Origin of the sequence: Staphylococcus sp. HMSC36A10 (assembly GCF_001838845.1) — a bacterium.
Lineage (GTDB): Bacteria > Bacillota > Bacilli > Staphylococcales > Staphylococcaceae > Staphylococcus > Staphylococcus aureus.
This window is the reverse complement of sequence record NZ_KV839069.1, coordinates 1-15,779: the sequence shown is the minus strand read 5'-3', so window position 1 is coordinate 15,779 and position 15,779 is coordinate 1. Positions and strand designations below refer to the sequence as shown.

Genomic DNA, 15,779 nt, shown 5'->3' with positions numbered 1-15,779 from the left:
CTTTAATATATGAATATGCAGTATTTAAAAAGCCAATGATTTTCTATGCATTTGATTTAGAAGATTATATTACGACGCGTGATTTTTATGAACCATATGAATCATTTGTTCCAGGTAAAATTGTGCAATCATTTGACGCATTAATGGACGCCTTGGACAATGAAGATTATGAAGGAGAAAAAGTCATTCCATTCTTAGATAAACATTTTAAATATCAAGATGGCCGATCAAGTGAGCGTTTAGTCAGAAATTTATTTGGTAGCTAAGTTTATATAGTAGTCAAAGTGGGAGAGGTATAATGATGAAATTTTCAGTAATAGTTCCAACATACAATTCAGAAAAGTATATAACAGAATTACTTAATAGCCTTGCGAAACAAGATTTTCCGAAAACTGAATTTGAAGTGGTTGTAGTTGATGACTGTTCAACAGATCAAACGTTACAAATAGTTGAAAAGTATCGCAATAAATTGAACTTGAAAGTAAGTCAACTCGAAACAAATTCTGGTGGTCCAGGTAAACCTAGAAATGTGGCGTTAAAACAAGCAGAAGGTGAATTTGTATTATTTGTGGACTCCGATGACTATATAAACAAAGAGACTTTAAAAGATGCAGCAGCATTTATTGATGAACATCACTCCGATGTCTTATTGATTAAAATGAAAGGTGTTAATGGTCGTGGTGTACCACAATCTATGTTTAAAGAAACAGCACCTGAAGTTACTTTGTTAAATTCAAGAATTATCTATACTTTAAGCCCGACTAAAATCTATAGAACAACATTACTAAAAGATAATGACATTTATTTTCCAGAAGAATTAAAGAGTGCAGAAGATCAATTATTTACAATGAAAGCATATTTGAATGCAAATCGAATCAGTGTGTTAAGTGATAAAGCGTATTATTATGCTACAAAGCGTGAAGGTGAACATATGAGTAGTGCGTATGTTTCACCTGAAGACTTTTACGAAGTCATGAGATTGATTGCTGTAGAAATATTAAATGCAGATTTAGAAGAAGCTCATAAAGATCAAATCTTAGCAGAATTTTTAAATCGTCATTTTAGTTTTTCTCGTACGAATGGCTTCTCACTTAAAGTTAAACTAGAAGATCAACCGCAATGGATTAATGCTCTAGGAGACTTTATACAAGCAGTTCCAGAACGTGTAGATGCATTGGTGATGAGTAAATTACGACCATTGTTGCACTACGCGAGAGCGAAAGATATAGACAACTATAGAACTGTAGAAGAAAGTTACCGTCAAGGTCAATACTACCGTTTTGATATTGTAGATGGTAAATTAAACATTCAATTCAATGAAGGCGAACCATACTTTGAAGGCATTGATATCGCTAAGCCAAAAGTGAAAATGACAGCATTTAAATTTGATAATCATAAAATTGTTACAGAGCTAACGTTAAATGAATTTATGATTGGCGAAGGACATTATGATGTCAGACTTAAATTACATTCACGAAACAAGAAGCACACAATGTATGTACCTTTAAGTGTCAATGCGAATAAACAATATCGTTTTAACATTATGTTAGAAGATATTAAAGCGTATTTACCTAAAGAAAAAATTTGGGATGTTTTCTTAGAAGTCCAAATAGGTACGGAAGTATTTGAAGTGCGTGTTGGTAATCAACGTAATAAATATGCATATACTGCAGAAACAAGTGCATTAATTCATTTGAATAATGATTTTTATAGATTAACACCGTATTTCACAAAAGACTTTAATAACATTTCGTTATACTTTACAGCTATTACATTAACGGATTCAATCTCATTGAAGTTAAAAGGTAAAAACAAAATCATTTTAACTGGTCTGGATCTTGGTTATGTATTTGAAGAAGGTATGGCTAGTGTCGTGCTAAAAGACGACATGATTATGGGAATGTTAAGCCAAACGTCAGAAAACGAAGTGGAAATCTTACTTAGTAAAGATATTAAGAAGCGAGACTTCAAAAATATTGTTAAGTTAAACACTGCACATATGACTTACTCGCTAAAATAAATAATAAATGCCCTCAAATCTATGTGAACTAACATGATTTGAGGGTTTTATTTTACTATTTATGAAATGATTATGACATTTCCCTGATTTTCATTTTCATATACATTAAATTGTATACACTGAAAATGAGGAGGTCGTCTATAATGATAAATAAAAATGACATAGTAGCAGATGTAGTAACAGATTATCCGAAAGCAGCAGATATTTTTAGAAGCGTAGGTATAGACTTTTGTTGCGGTGGACAAGTAAGTATAGAAGCAGCATCCTTAGAAAAGAAAAATGTAGATTTGAACGAATTATTACAGCGTCTCAATGACGTTGAACAAACGAATACACCAGGTTCGCTTAACCCTAAATTTTTAAATGTTTCGTCACTTATTCAATATATTCAAGCAGCATATCATGAACCTCTTAGAGAAGAATTTAAAAATTTAACACCTTATGTGACGAAATTATCGAAAGTACATGGACCTAACCATCCATATTTAGTCGAGTTAAAAGAAACATATGATACATTTAAAAATGGCATGTTAGAGCATATGCAAAAAGAAGATGATGTTGATTTTCCAAAACTAATTAAATATGAACAAGGTGAAGTAGTAGACGATATTAATACAGTGATTGATGATTTAGTATCTGATCACATTGCAACGGGACAATTGTTAGTGAAAATGAGCGATTTAACATCTAGCTATGAACCACCGATAGAGGCATGTGGTACGTGGCGACTCGTTTATCAGAGATTAAAAGCACTTGAAGTGTTAACACATGAGCATGTTCATTTAGAGAATCATGTTTTATTTAAAAAAGTATCATAAATAACGCGATTAGAAACTGTTGGCAAAGTAATGTCAGCAGTTTTTCGCTATACTTAACAGAAATTTAGTGATATGAACAGCATTATTTGAAAAGAAAAATGGTCAACTTAGCATAAAAATTGATATGAAAAATTAATGGTATAGATAATTAAATAGTAGCGTGTTTTTTAATAATTTATTCATGAATTTTACATGCACTATTATGATAAAATAAACATAATTATAATTCACTGAGGTGCTATCGTGCTATCGCTAACAATGTTATTACTTGAGCGTGTAGGTTTAATTATTATTTTGGCCTATGTGTTGATGAATATTCCATATTTTAAAAACTTAATGAATCGTCGACGTACATGGAAAGCACGTTGGCAATTATGTATTATTTTCAGTTTGTTTGCCTTAATGTCTAATTTAACTGGTATCGTCATCGATCATCAACATAGTTTGTCAGGAAGTGTGTACTTCCGTTTAGATGATGATGTATCTTTAGCTAACACACGTGTATTAACGATAGGTGTCGCAGGATTAGTTGGTGGCCCTTTTGTAGGTCTATTTGTTGGCGTTATTTCAGGTATTTTCAGAGTGTATATGGGTGGGGCGGATGCACAAGTTTATCTTATCTCATCTATATTTATCGGTATAATTGCTGGTTATTTTGGCTTACAAGCTCAAAGACGCAAGCGTTACCCGAGTATTGCGAAAAGTGCCATGATTGGAATTGTTATGGAAATGATTCAAATGTTGAGCATTTTAACATTTTCCCACGACAAAGCATATGCGGTTGACCTCATATCATTAATTGCACTACCAATGATTATTGTTAATAGCGTCGGTACGGCGATTTTTATGTCTATTATCATTTCAACATTAAAGCAAGAGGAGCAAATGAAGGCTGTTCAAACACATGATGTACTGCAATTGATGAACCAGACATTGCCGTATTTTAAAGAAGGATTGAATAGAGAATCGGCACAGCAAATTGCGATGATTATTAAAAATTTAATGAAAGTATCTGCCGTAGCAATTACAAGCAAAAATGAAATCTTATCGCATGTAGGTGCAGGTAGTGATCATCACATACCAACAAATGAAATATTAACAAGTCTGTCTAAAGATGTATTGAAATCAGGAAAGTTGAAAGAAGTTCATACTAAAGAAGAGATTGGTTGTAGTCATCCGAATTGCCCGCTTAGAGCAGCTATCGTGATACCACTTGAGATGCATGGTTCTATCGTCGGTACATTGAAGATGTATTTTACAAACCCTAATGATTTAACTTTTGTGGAACGTCAACTTGCAGAAGGATTGGCAAATATTTTTAGTAGCCAAATTGAACTTGGTGAAGCCGAAACGCAAAGTAAGTTATTGAAAGATGCTGAGATTAAGTCATTACAGGCACAAGTGAGTCCACATTTTTTCTTCAATTCAATTAACACGATTTCAGCTTTAGTTAGAATAAATAGCGAAAAGGCACGAGAGTTACTATTAGAATTGAGTTATTTTTTCAGAGCGAATTTACAAGGCTCTAAGCAACATACGATTACTTTAGATAAAGAGTTAAGTCAAGTGCGTGCATACTTATCACTCGAACAAGCACGTTATCCAGGAAGATTTAATATCAATATTAATGTTGAAGACAAATATCGCGATGTGCTTGTACCACCATTTTTAATTCAAATTTTAGTTGAAAATGCCATCAAACATGCGTTTACGAATCGAAAGCAAGGTAACGATATTGACGTGTCAGTGATTAAAGAAACTGCAACACATGTACGTATTATTGTACAAGATAATGGTCAGGGTATTTCTAAAGATAAAATGCATTTGTTGGGAGAAACATCTGTAGAATCAGAATCTGGAACTGGTAGTGCTTTAGAAAATTTAAACTTACGCCTAAAAGGATTATTTGGAAAATCCGCAGCATTACAATTTGAATCGACATCGAGCGGTACCACTTTTTGGTGTGTACTTCCTTATGAAAGACAAGAGGAGGAATAAATATGAAAGCATTAATCATAGATGATGAGCCATTAGCACGTAATGAATTAACATATTTATTAAATGAAATTGGTGGTTTTGAAGAAATTAATGAGGCAGAAAATGTAAAAGAAACATTGGAAGCACTACTGATCAATCAATATGACATTATATTTTTAGATGTCAATTTAATGGATGAAAATGGGATCGAATTAGGAGCTAAGATTCAAAAGATGAAAGAGCCACCTGCGATTATTTTTGCAACTGCACATGACCAATACGCAGTACAGGCATTTGAATTAAATGCGACAGACTATATTTTGAAACCGTTTGGTCAAAAACGTATTGAACAAGCAGTCAATAAAGTGCGTGCGACTAAAGCCAAAGATGATAATAGCGCAAGTGCAATTGCGAATGATATGTCGGCGAATTTTGATCAAAGTTTACCTGTTGAAATAGACGATAAAATTCACATGTTAAAGCAACAAAATATTATTGGGATTGGCACACATAATGGTATTACAACCATACATACAACGAATCATAAATACGAAACAACAGAGCCATTGAATCGTTATGAAAAACGATTGAATCCCGCTTATTTCATACGTATTCATCGTTCATATATTATTAATACGAAACACATTAAAGAAGTGCAACAATGGTTTAACTACACTTATATGGTAATATTGACAAATGGTGTCAAGATGCAAGTTGGACGTTCATTTATGAAAGATTTTAAAGCGTCGATAGGGTTACTTTAACAGTAATCCTTTTTTTTATGCATTTTACCTATGATATTTTGTATTTCGGACTAAAATTTACGCAAATCGAAGTGAGCCATCTATACTTTAGTTAAATCAAACGTAGGAGGCAATGGTCGTGAAACAACAAAAAGACGCATCAAAACCAGCACACTTTTTTCACCAAGTCATTGTAATTGCTTTAGTACTCTTTGTATCGAAAATAATTGAATCATTTATGCCAATTCCTATGCCTGCATCAGTAATCGGTTTAGTATTATTATTTGTATTATTATGTACTGGTGCTGTTAAGTTAGGCGAAGTCGAAAAAGTAGGAACGACACTAACGAATAACATTGGCTTACTCTTCGTACCAGCCGGTATCTCAGTTGTTAACTCTTTAGGTGTCATTAGCCAAGCACCATTTTTAATCATTGGACTAATAATCGTCTCAACAATACTATTACTTATTTGTACTGGCTATGTCACACAAATTATTATGAAAGTTACTTCGAGATCTAAAGGTGACAAAGTCACAAAAAAGATCAAAATAGAGGAGGCACAAGCTCATGATTAACCACTTAGCACTAAACACACCTTACTTCGGAATACTGTTATCCGTTATACCATTTTTCTTAGCGACCATATTATTTGAAAAAACTAATCGTTTCTTCTTATTCGCACCGCTATTTGTCAGTATGGTATTTGGTGTGGCCTTCCTCTATTTAACAGGCATTCCGTATAAGACTTACAAAATAGGTGGAGACATTATTTACTTCTTCTTAGAACCGGCAACAATCTGTTTTGCGATTCCGTTATATAAAAAGCGTGAAGTGCTTGTTAAACATTGGCATCGTATCATCGGAGGTATTGGTATCGGTACAGTTGTAGCGTTATTAATTATTTTAACTTTTGCGAAGTTAGCACAATTTGCCAATGATGTTATTTTATCAATGTTACCTCAAGCAGCAACTACAGCGATTGCGTTACCAGTATCAGCTGGTATCGGTGGTATAAAAGAATTAACATCATTAGCAGTTATTTTAAATGGTGTCATTATTTATGCCCTAGGTAATAAATTCTTAAAGCTTTTCCGAATTACTAACCCTATTGCCCGAGGATTAGCACTTGGAACAAGTGGTCACACATTAGGTGTAGCACCAGCCAAAGAATTAGGACCTGTAGAAGAATCAATGGCAAGTATAGCTTTAGTGTTAGTTGGTGTAGTTGTTGTAGCAGTTGTGCCTGTCTTTGTAGCAATATTCTTCTAAAACGAAAAACCTAAGCAAGATAATAGCAATTTGAGCCATTGTTATTATCGTAAAAAAACGTCTATACTCCAGTTTATAACTGGGATATAGACGTTTTTATGTATTTATTACTTTTTACTAGGAATATAAAACTGTGCATGACGATAATGAAATACGATGTCAGATGAATCAAAGGGTTTGCCAGTCATTGTATAAAAAGTCTGGTGGTAACGTAAACATGGTTCACCTGTAGACAATTGTAGTAATGAAGCTTCACTTGAAGTGAGTTGATCTACATTAAAGAAAATATCTGAAAAACCAATACGAAGTTTCATGTTTGATTCTAAATAGTCGAAGATAGAGCCCTTAGCAATATCATCATTTAAATATTTCACGATTTCTTTATGATAATAAGAATATTCGATACATAAAACATCATCGTCCACGAATCTTAATCGCTCTAAATAGTAGACGGTATCATCTGCATTTAATTGGAGCTCATCTTGTACAGATTTAGGTGGCGTTGCAATCTCCTTAAAAACAAGTACCTTACTTGTCATTCGGTGTTCACCTAAACTTTTAGAGAAACCATTAGTCTTAAAGACGTTGATACGATTGGCATCAGCAATATTTCTCACATAAATACCACTGCCTTGTGCTTGATAGATCAAACCATCTTGTTCCAATAAGCCTAATGCTTTAATGATAGTACTCTTACTTACTTGATAACGTTCTTTTAATTGCGTCACGCTTGGCAATTTATCACCGGGTTTGAAATTAGATTGATGTATAAACGCATTAAGTTGCTTAGCAATATGTTCATACTTTAACAATATTCTGTCCTCGTTTCACTTTGTCTGTAATTATTATAGCACAAAATATTATAATTGTATCGGCGTTTACAAATTGAACCGGTACAATTATAATTGGAGGTAAGTAAATACATTTTCATTCTACTATCAAGTTGAGGGGGTAATATTTATGAGCAATAAATATAAAGAACAAGCCCAAGACATTCTTACAGCTGTAGGTGGTGTCGAAAACATTGTTGATGCAACGTATGATACGAAGTGCATTACAATTCATATGCAACATACAATTCCTTCTACAGCAAATGAAGTGAAACAAATAGTTGATGTGACATCTGTAGCAGAAAATGATACGCAGTTAGTCATAAAATTAAATGGAAATGTCGATGAAGTGTATCAGCAATTACAGCGATTAATTAAGAATGCTAATGTCGAAGAGAGTGAGAATACTGACAATATTAATAGTCAAGATACAAGTTATACACCTCAAGTAAAAGTAACAACACCAATTTTAGTGAAAGCACCAATCGCTGGTCGTCGTATTTTACTTAAAGAAGTAAGAGATTCAATTTTTAGAGAGAAAATGGTAGGTGAAGGCTTAGCAATCAAAGCTCATGAAGAATCCAAAGTAATCGCACCGTTCAATGGTTTAATATCTATGATTGTACCAACTAAGCATGCAGTTGGTATTCAATCAGAAGACGGTGTGGACATAGTCATTCATATTGGCGTGAATACAGTTGACTTGGAAGGTAAAGGGTTCAAGTGCTTTGTAAAGCAAAATGATCATGTTGAAGCAGGGCAAACGTTGTTGCAATTCGACCAGCAATATATACAACAACAAGGCTACAATGCTGACGTTATTGTCGTTATTAGCAACTCTGCCGATTTAGGAAAAGTAGAACTGACAATGAATGAAATCATTACGACTGAAGATGTTATTTTTAAAATATTTAAAAACTAGGAGTGTGTTGTAATAATGACAAAATTACCGCAAAATTTTATGTGGGGTGGCGCTCTTGCCGCAAATCAATTTGAAGGTGGATATGAAAAAGGTGGTAAAGGGTTAAGTGTAATTGATGTTATGACGAGTGGTGCACATGGCAAAGCACGTCAGATTACAGAATCTATAGACCTCAATCACTATTATCCAAATCATGAAGGTATTGATTTTTATCATCGTTATAAGGAAGATATTGCCTTGTTTAAAGAAATGGGATTGAAATGTTTACGTACGTCGATTGCGTGGACACGTATCTTTCCGAATGGGGATGAAGATGTGCCAAATGAAGAAGGACTTGCCTTTTATGATCGTATCTTTGATGAATTAATTGCACAAGGTATTGAACCTGTTGTGACGTTATCACATTTTGAGATGCCACTTCATTTAGCGAAACATTATGGTGGATTTAGAAATAGAGAAGTTGTCGATTATTTTGTGCATTTTGCGCGTGTTGTATTTGAAAGATATAAAGATAAAGTGACATATTGGATGACGTTTAATGAAATTAATAATCAGATGGACACATCAAATCCTATCTTTTTATGGACGAATTCTGGGGTAGCATTGACAGAAAATGATAATCCTGAAGAAGTCTTGTATCAAGTAGCACATCATGAACTTTTAGCCAGTGCTTTAGCAGTTCGTCTTGGTAAAGAGATTAATCCGAAGTTTAAGATTGGGACAATGATTTCACATGTACCCATTTATCCATATTCGTGTCATCCGAAAGATATGATGGAAGCACAAATTGCGAATCGCTTACGTTTCTTTTTCCCGGATGTTCAAGTAAGAGGTTATTATCCAAGCTATGCTAAAAAAATGCTAGCACGAAAAGGATATGATGTTGGATGGCAAGAAGGGGACGACAGTATTTTACAGCAGGGCACGGTTGATTATATTGGCTTTAGTTATTACATGTCTACGGCTGTAAAACATGATGTTGATACTACAGTTAAAAACAACATCGTCAACGGTGGTTTGAATCATTCTGTGGAGAATCCGCATATCGCAACGAGTGATTGGGGTTGGGCGATTGATCCAGATGGCTTAAGATATACATTGAATGTGTTATATGATCGTTATCAGTTGCCACTTTTTATTGTGGAAAATGGTTTTGGTGCAGTTGATGAAGTGGTAGATGGACATATTCATGATGATTATCGCATTGAATATTTAAAAGCACATATTACAGCAGCGATAGAAGCAGTTGATCAAGATGGTGTAGATTTAATCGGTTATACACCGTGGGGAATCATTGATATTGTTTCATTTACAACCGGTGAAATGAAGAAACGCTATGGTTTAATATATGTTGATCGAGATAATGATGGTCATGGCACGATGGAACGCTTGAAAAAAGATTCGTTCTATTGGTATCAACAAGTGATAGCATCAAATGGAGATAAATTATAAAGGTATATTATAAGTATTTTAGGGTTAGAGCCCGAGACATAAATTAATATAGTAGGACCTACAGTGTTATATTGGCGGGCCCCAACATAGAAGCTGGCGGAAAGTCAGCTTACAATAATGTGCAAGTTGGCGGGGCCCCAACACAGAGAATTTCGAAAAGAAATTCTACAGGTAATGCAAGTTGGGGAAGGACAGGAATAAATTTTGCGAAAATATCATTTCTGTTCCAATCCCGTGATGTTAAAATTTTTAAAAAAATAATGCCACTAACTAAGTATGTATAGTGTTAATGTTTGAGTGTTTATGAAAGTCTTTAACCAAAATTGATGACTTACTAATCAACGATAACGATATTGTTAAGTAGATGATTAGTGTCACAAAGAAATTAAAGTAGCAGTCAAACATAGATACAAAGTACGGTTAGTGGCATTATATTTAGTCCTCTTTTTTAGCGACAAAAGTAATATAATTCATATCTTTACGCAATTTAGTCATCGTTTTAAACATTTTACAAAACATTGGTCGATTTTCTTTTTTTAAAGCATTGTTGATAATCTTTATAGTTCCAACAATACCTTCGTCATAAATTAAACCTTTTGGTGTCATTAAACTCATTGGACCAGTATGATAATGCACATGATTAAAACCAGCTTGATTATATAAATCTAACCAGCCAAGTTTCGTCTGCGGTGAGACATTGACATTAATTGCTGCAGATAATGATTTAACTACATGTGTGGCATGTGATTCATTAACGATGACAATATCATGTGTTAACAAGATACCCCCAGGCTTTAAGACTCGGTAGTACTCGCGTAATGCTTTTTCCTTTATGGTGATGGGTAACATTGTTAACATTGCTTCATTTAAAACGATATCGAATTGATTGTCATCAAAGGGCAATTTAACAGCATTCGCTTGTTGAACTTGAATATATGATTCAAGACCTGCTGCTGAAATATTTTCCTGTGCTTTTTCTAATGCTTTCTTATTTATATCAACGCCTTGAATGTGACAGCCATATGTATGAGCTAGATAAATAGATGTTGTGCACATATTACATGCCACTTCTAACACTTGTTTATCTTGTGAAAATGCCCCTTGTTGTATTAACCAATCTGTTGCTTCTTTACCACCGGGGCGTAGACGAGTTTTTCCTAATTTAGCTAAAAATGTATGACCAGCTTCTTTAGACATAGCATAACCTCCTTTTAATTGATAATTATTATCATTAATATAGCATATTTATATGCAATAATTTGGAAGTTAAAAAGATTACAAAAAATTGTCACTTCATTTATAACTAAACATGAGTCAACAAGCATAGGTTTAGTGGAAAATTATTTCTAATAGATGATGTTTTATAAAGATAAAAAAGCACAGCCATGATATACGAATGTTGCATGTTATATGCTAAACCTTCATATCATAGCTGTGTTTGATTCATTTAAACTTGATTTACTTCTTCTAGTAGAGGAATAGATGCTTGCGCGCCGTGTTTTTGTACAGTGAGTGAGCTCGCTTTATTACCAAAATCAATAGCATCTGCTAAGTTATCTTGCGACTTGTTTAAGCGACTGACAAATGCACCAATAAATGTGTCGCCTGCAGCAGTTGTATCAATCGCATTTACTTTATAAGCTTCGATGTGTTGGCTTTGATTTTTAGTAGCAAAATATGTACCTTGCTTACCTAGCGTAATCAAAACAGTCTTAATGCCTATAGATAAAAAGTAATTGGCATTGTCTTTCATAGATTGTTCATTAGTTACTTTAATCCCAGATAACAATTCGGCTTCTGTTTCGTTTGGCACAATAATATCGATTAATGATAATAATTCATTAGGTAATGCTTTCGCTGGTGCAGGATTTAATACTGTCGTCACACCATGTGCCTTGGCAATTTCAAATGCAGATATAATAGCCGGGATGGGTACTTCTAATTGTGCAACGACAAAGTCTGCATTGATTATAGCGTCTTTTGCGTTAATAACATCTTCAGGTGTCATCGTCATATTCGCACCACCATAAACATAGATGGTGTTTTGTCCTTCTGCATTCACAGTGATAAAGGCTTGGCCCGTTTTTGCTTCAGCTGTTTTGATAATATATGATGTATCAATATGAGCCGCTTTAAAATCTTCTAAGATGAAATCAGCAACGCCATCAGTGCCAATTTTAGTAATAAATGTTGTGTCTGCTTGCATACGTGCAGTGGCAATAGCCTGGTTGGCACCTTTACCTCCGCCGAATGCTTTTTGTGCTTCTTCAACATGTAATGTTTCGCCTGGTTGTGCATATCTTTCAACTGTTAAAAATTGATCGACATTCGTTGAACCTAAAATAACAACTTTGTTGGTCATGTGTATGCTCCTTTCAAGTTATAACTTTTAAAAAGTAACATTCGATTCTAATGCAATATTAGAGTAGGGCGTTGTTTCACCAGTACGAATATTACCTTTATTTAATGGGTGAGCTAAGTTACTTTTCATTTCTTCGTGAGGAATGAAAATGATTTCGATTTCCGATGAAATCAATTGTTTAATTTGTTGCAATTGTGTAGGGTTATGTTCTTTTATTTCTTCTGCTAAGTATATTTTTTGGATTTCCATTTCTTCTAACACTGTAGCTAAGACATCAATAAAGCGTGGTAAGTTTTTAGTTACAGCTAGGTCGATACGACGATGATCATTTGGAATTGGCATGCCAGCGTCATTAATCGTTAATAAATCAAAATGACCAATTGTCGCGATTGCTTTTGAAATATGTTCATTTAAAACAGCTGATTTTTTCATGACATCTACACTCCTTATTTTATAAATACTGTAACAGAAGCGGCTACTAAAATGAGTACTAAGCCGATGATTGTAATAACCATTTCTTTTGACGTTTTATGTTGTTTTAAGAAATAAATACCAGTTAATGTAGCAAGCACAACGGATGTTTGAGAAAGAATAAATCCAGTTGCTAAACCATTCATATTAGGTTGTGCTGAAATAAGATATGTTAAAGCACCAAATGCAAAGAAGAAACCTGAAATAATTTGTAACCACGTAATTTTATTACGGAATGGATTCTCTGCTTTCATATTCATAAAGCCATAAATGACTGCAACAATTACCATACCCATTGCTTGAGGTAAAAAGGCAGTTAGGCCATCAATAGAAGTTGCTTGCGGTGCAGCTGAATATAACCAGTATCCAAATTCACCAATTAACAGAAGTACCACTGCACGACGTAAATTTTTGGCGTTACTTGCTTCTTTGCGTTCACTCCAAACTGTCATACGCGCTCCAATTAGAATAACGACTAAAGCTGTAAATCCAATGATTTTATGACCAATGCCTGGCCAATTTCCTAATGCAAAGACACCCCATAAAGATGCGCCTAATAATTGGAATGCTGTTGTGACTGGCATGGCACGAGATGAGCCGACTAATTCGAACGCTTTAAATGTAATGATTTGTCCGAATCCCCATCCTGCACCTGATAATAAGGCGAATAGCAAATTGGTTCCAGTAGGGAAGCCACTTGATGTGACTACGGCTAATATAATAGCGAAGATTAACGTACCTACAGTAGCACCGATAATTTGATGTACAGGTTTACCACCAAACTTTGAAGCGACTGTTGGGAAGAAGCCCCAGCCAATTAAGGGGCCTAACCCGATAAGTAATGCAACAATGCTCATGTTATACACCTCTTTGTTTTTAGTAAAACGTTTTACCAGTGCCATCGTACCATTTTTATTTGTAAAATGCATGCGTTTTCATAAAAAATGAAAACGTTTAAATCATATTTAAAAATTCATACATTATTATTTTAATTTCTTAGTGAAATAATTATGATTAAAAACCCTCAGCATTAAAGCAACGCTAAGGGCATAACAATGATGAGTATATTTCGGAAGATACGTAGTTAGTTTGAAAGATGATAGCCAGTTGTTGCACGAATTTTTAAAGTCGTTGGTAATTCAATCATATCAATGGATTTATCTAAGTGCTGTAATCGTTGAAGTAATAAGGTTAAAGATGTTTTGCCAATATCAGTTATAGGTTGTGCCACAGTAGTTAAAGGTGGCGAGACGTACGCTGCATAATCAATGTCGTCATAACCTATTAATGAGATATCTTTCGGAATACTGATGCCATGTTCAATTAGTCCTCGTAAAATGCCAATAGCGAGTTCATCGTTAATAGCGAAGATTGCAGTGGCAGATTGAACCATGATGTCATCAACAATGGTTAGCCCACCGCGCTTAGATAATTCAGTATGGACGATTTGTGGTTCTGGCAATTGATTCGCGCGCAAAGTATCAACAAATCCAGCGACACGAGTCGACATATTCGCCATCATGTCATATGGTGCAACAATCATCATATTGTTGTGACCGAGTTCTATTAAATGTTGTGCTGCAAGTTGTCCGCCTTGATATTCATTTGTCCGAACAAAATCTGTATAGCCTTGATGGTCATTTTGATCCAGTACGACATAAGGTACATGATGTTTCTTTAGATAGTTATTTAGGGCGTCCGGGGATGAAATGTATTGTGCGATAATTAATCCGTCAATACCTCGATCAATTAAATGTTTAATATTGTCATACAAATCAGTTGCTGTAGATGTTAAAAAGCATAAATCAACATCAGATGGTTTATGGTCATGAATACTTTGCATCAGTGCTGAGAAAAACGGATTTGTTAAGCTAGGCAAAATGACGCCAATAGTTTGAATTTTACTGCCGCGCAATTGTTTTGCATGTTTATTAGGGGCATAGCCTAAACGTTCTGAAACAGCATGTACGTTTTTTATCGTTGTTGCGGAAAAACGACTATCATGATGATTTAAAATATGTGACACAGTTGTAACTGATACACCAGCTTCTCTAGCAACATCTTTAATTGACACTTTTTTCATATTATATTCCTTCTCTTTATTGTGTAATTAATCATACAGTTATATACCCGATTATTATATTCATCATATCATGATAAACATTTGATGACATATGAAGACGTGAATGACTTTTATTGTCTACAAACAGACGCCTATAGTATGCGATTAAGGTTGAGGCGAGAGAATATATTATTAAGGTTAATACCTTTTAATGATTATGATAACTAGAATTTTAAAATGTTTATTGTGATGAAAAATACAAAAGTCATTATTTTAAAGAATAAAATATTTGTTTTTGAAAAAAGTATTAAAAAACATAACAAAATGATGTATATTGAACTATGTGATTGAAAAAAATTTTAATTAAGGCTTGTTAAAACTTAAGAGAGGATGTTTTTAAATGCAATTCAAATTAAAAGAAGAAGAGATTATTAGTTTTTTAGAATTGAAATATCCAGAAAAAGAGTTCGAATATGGTCGTTTGTTAGTTGGACAACATAAACGTGATGATTTAGATGTTTATTACTTTGGTGATACGTTTTTAATGTGCACGATTATTTCATTCAAGACATTTGAAATTAAAGAAACAGTAGAATTATCATATGATGTTGTTAATCGTATTGTGTTAAAAGATGGATGGTTATTTAGAAAAATGAGAATAGAAACAATGCAAAAAGTGTTAAAATACGGTACTTCTAAATTAATGTTAACTGATTTTCAAAAGGACAATTATAATAAATATATTCAAGGTCAGAAACAACGCGTGATATTTGAAAATGGCCATTTTGTCTAATTGATAGTGAATATAATTAGAGTAAGAGGCTGGGACATAAATCCCTAAAAAACAGCAG

At 33.9% G+C, this 15,779-nt stretch carries 17 protein-coding genes and 1 pseudogene; 12 read left to right on the top strand and 6 right to left on the bottom strand.

From position 1 onward, the window contains the following. The 7 genes from HMPREF3247_RS00985 to lrgB all read left to right on the top strand — a co-directional run. On the top strand, window positions 1-266 hold a 266-nt coding region (locus HMPREF3247_RS00985; protein ID WP_176746601.1), incomplete at its 5' end, for a CDP-glycerol glycerophosphotransferase family protein. Window positions 267-298: 32 nt separating this feature from the next. Continuing rightward, window positions 299-2,020 (top strand): poly(ribitol-phosphate) beta-N-acetylglucosaminyltransferase, encoded by a 1,722-nt coding sequence (gene tarS / locus HMPREF3247_RS00980; RefSeq protein WP_000975364.1) that lies wholly within the window; start codon window positions 299-301, stop codon window positions 2,018-2,020. A 143-nt stretch (window positions 2,021-2,163) separates the two neighbouring features. Beyond that, window positions 2,164-2,838: an iron-sulfur cluster repair di-iron protein ScdA gene (gene scdA, locus HMPREF3247_RS00975; RefSeq protein ID WP_000608831.1), complete on the top strand. Its 675-nt coding sequence runs from the start codon at window positions 2,164-2,166 to the stop codon at window positions 2,836-2,838. Window positions 2,839-3,081: 243 nt separating this feature from the next. Continuing rightward, window positions 3,082-4,836, top strand: coding sequence for a sensor histidine kinase (locus HMPREF3247_RS00970; RefSeq protein ID WP_000950281.1), 1,755 nt, complete (start codon window positions 3,082-3,084; stop codon window positions 4,834-4,836). 2 nt (window positions 4,837-4,838) lie between these two features. Then, complete coding sequence (locus HMPREF3247_RS00965) at window positions 4,839-5,579, top strand: response regulator transcription factor LytR (RefSeq protein ID WP_000645456.1); 741 nt, start codon at window positions 4,839-4,841, stop codon at window positions 5,577-5,579. A gap of 112 nt (window positions 5,580-5,691) precedes the next feature. After that, window positions 5,692-6,135: an antiholin-like murein hydrolase modulator LrgA gene (gene lrgA / locus HMPREF3247_RS00960; protein ID WP_001792906.1), complete on the top strand. Its 444-nt coding sequence runs from the start codon at window positions 5,692-5,694 to the stop codon at window positions 6,133-6,135. After that, on the top strand, window positions 6,128-6,829 hold the full coding sequence (gene lrgB / locus HMPREF3247_RS00955; protein WP_000607067.1) for an antiholin-like protein LrgB: 702 nt from the start codon (window positions 6,128-6,130) through the stop codon (window positions 6,827-6,829). The genes lrgA and lrgB overlap by 8 nt, the downstream gene beginning before the upstream one ends. Window positions 6,830-6,936: 107 nt before the next feature. On the opposite strand, the gene HMPREF3247_RS00950 is transcribed toward lrgB, so the two are convergent. Beyond that, the gene (locus tag HMPREF3247_RS00950; RefSeq protein WP_000922329.1) at window positions 6,937-7,641 is read right to left on the bottom strand and encodes a GntR family transcriptional regulator; all 705 of its coding nucleotides are present in this window, start codon (window positions 7,639-7,641) and stop codon (window positions 6,937-6,939) included. Window positions 7,642-7,789: 148 nt separating this feature from the next. Here HMPREF3247_RS00950 and HMPREF3247_RS00945 point away from each other — a divergent pair, with 148 nt between their 5' ends. Both HMPREF3247_RS00945 and HMPREF3247_RS00940 read left to right on the top strand, forming a co-directional pair. Next, window positions 7,790-8,581, top strand: coding sequence for a PTS sugar transporter subunit IIAB (locus HMPREF3247_RS00945; protein WP_000066938.1), 792 nt, complete (start codon window positions 7,790-7,792; stop codon window positions 8,579-8,581). A 15-nt stretch (window positions 8,582-8,596) separates the two neighbouring features. After that, a complete protein-coding gene (locus tag HMPREF3247_RS00940) occupies window positions 8,597-10,033 on the top strand; it encodes a 6-phospho-beta-glucosidase (RefSeq protein WP_000164005.1) in 1,437 nt (478 codons plus the stop codon). Between the two features lie 435 nt (window positions 10,034-10,468). On the opposite strand, the gene HMPREF3247_RS00930 is transcribed toward HMPREF3247_RS00940, so the two are convergent. Next, complete coding sequence (locus tag HMPREF3247_RS00930; protein ID WP_000031274.1) at window positions 10,469-11,230, bottom strand: class I SAM-dependent methyltransferase; 762 nt, start codon at window positions 11,228-11,230, stop codon at window positions 10,469-10,471. A gap of 18 nt (window positions 11,231-11,248) precedes the next feature. Here HMPREF3247_RS00930 and HMPREF3247_RS00925 point away from each other — a divergent pair, with 18 nt between their 5' ends. Then, complete coding sequence (locus tag HMPREF3247_RS00925; RefSeq protein WP_001789860.1) at window positions 11,249-11,383, top strand: hypothetical protein; 135 nt, start codon at window positions 11,249-11,251, stop codon at window positions 11,381-11,383. 97 nt (window positions 11,384-11,480) lie between these two features. On the opposite strand, the gene rbsK is transcribed toward HMPREF3247_RS00925, so the two are convergent. The 4 genes from rbsK to rbsR form a co-directional block, all read right to left on the bottom strand. Then, window positions 11,481-12,395, bottom strand: coding sequence for a ribokinase (gene rbsK, locus HMPREF3247_RS00920; RefSeq protein WP_000182741.1), 915 nt, complete (start codon window positions 12,393-12,395; stop codon window positions 11,481-11,483). Window positions 12,396-12,422: 27 nt separating this feature from the next. Further along, window positions 12,423-12,827 carry a D-ribose pyranase gene (rbsD, locus tag HMPREF3247_RS00915; protein WP_000747873.1) on the bottom strand — a complete coding sequence of 135 codons (405 nt, stop codon included), beginning with the start codon at window positions 12,825-12,827 and terminating at the stop codon, window positions 12,423-12,425. A 14-nt stretch (window positions 12,828-12,841) separates the two neighbouring features. Then, window positions 12,842-13,723, bottom strand: coding sequence for a ribose/proton symporter RbsU (gene rbsU / locus HMPREF3247_RS00910; RefSeq protein WP_000029204.1), 882 nt, complete (start codon window positions 13,721-13,723; stop codon window positions 12,842-12,844). Between the two features lie 227 nt (window positions 13,724-13,950). Further along, window positions 13,951-14,949, bottom strand: a complete 999-nt coding sequence (gene rbsR / locus HMPREF3247_RS00905) for a ribose utilization transcriptional repressor RbsR (RefSeq protein WP_000757871.1) — start codon at window positions 14,947-14,949, stop codon at window positions 13,951-13,953. Window positions 14,950-15,099: 150 nt separating this feature from the next. Here rbsR and HMPREF3247_RS14645 point away from each other — a divergent pair. Together HMPREF3247_RS14645 and HMPREF3247_RS00895 are read left to right on the top strand one after the other, a co-directional pair. Further along, a pseudogene (locus HMPREF3247_RS14645) lies at window positions 15,100-15,279 on the top strand (NADH-quinone oxidoreductase subunit L). Between the two features lie 49 nt (window positions 15,280-15,328). Next, entirely contained in the window at window positions 15,329-15,721 is a 393-nt protein-coding gene (locus HMPREF3247_RS00895) for a hypothetical protein (protein WP_001159767.1), read from the top strand. Window positions 15,722-15,779 lie beyond the last annotated feature (58 nt).

Excerpts from the sequence above, each read along its gene's own strand:
- HMPREF3247_RS00940 (WP_000164005.1), top strand. The coding sequence starts at position 8,597 with ATGACAAAATTACCGCAAAATTTTATGTGGGGTGGCGCTCTTGCCGCA.
- scdA (WP_000608831.1), top strand. The coding sequence starts at position 2,164 with ATGATAAATAAAAATGACATAGTAGCAGATGTAGTAACAGATTATCCG.
- rbsU (WP_000029204.1), bottom strand. The coding sequence starts at position 13,723 with ATGAGCATTGTTGCATTACTTATCGGGTTAGGCCCCTTAATTGGCTGG.
- HMPREF3247_RS00945 (WP_000066938.1), top strand. The coding sequence starts at position 7,790 with ATGAGCAATAAATATAAAGAACAAGCCCAAGACATTCTTACAGCTGTA.
- rbsD (WP_000747873.1), bottom strand. The coding sequence starts at position 12,827 with ATGAAAAAATCAGCTGTTTTAAATGAACATATTTCAAAAGCAATCGCG.
- lrgB (WP_000607067.1), top strand. The coding sequence starts at position 6,128 with ATGATTAACCACTTAGCACTAAACACACCTTACTTCGGAATACTGTTA.
- HMPREF3247_RS00965 (WP_000645456.1), top strand. The coding sequence starts at position 4,839 with ATGAAAGCATTAATCATAGATGATGAGCCATTAGCACGTAATGAATTA.
- lrgA (WP_001792906.1), top strand. The coding sequence starts at position 5,692 with ATGGTCGTGAAACAACAAAAAGACGCATCAAAACCAGCACACTTTTTT.
- HMPREF3247_RS00930 (WP_000031274.1), bottom strand. The coding sequence starts at position 11,230 with ATGTCTAAAGAAGCTGGTCATACATTTTTAGCTAAATTAGGAAAAACT.
- rbsR (WP_000757871.1), bottom strand. The coding sequence starts at position 14,949 with ATGAAAAAAGTGTCAATTAAAGATGTTGCTAGAGAAGCTGGTGTATCA.
- rbsK (WP_000182741.1), bottom strand. The coding sequence starts at position 12,395 with ATGACCAACAAAGTTGTTATTTTAGGTTCAACGAATGTCGATCAATTT.
- tarS (WP_000975364.1), top strand. The coding sequence starts at position 299 with ATGATGAAATTTTCAGTAATAGTTCCAACATACAATTCAGAAAAGTAT.
- HMPREF3247_RS00895 (WP_001159767.1), top strand. The coding sequence starts at position 15,329 with ATGCAATTCAAATTAAAAGAAGAAGAGATTATTAGTTTTTTAGAATTG.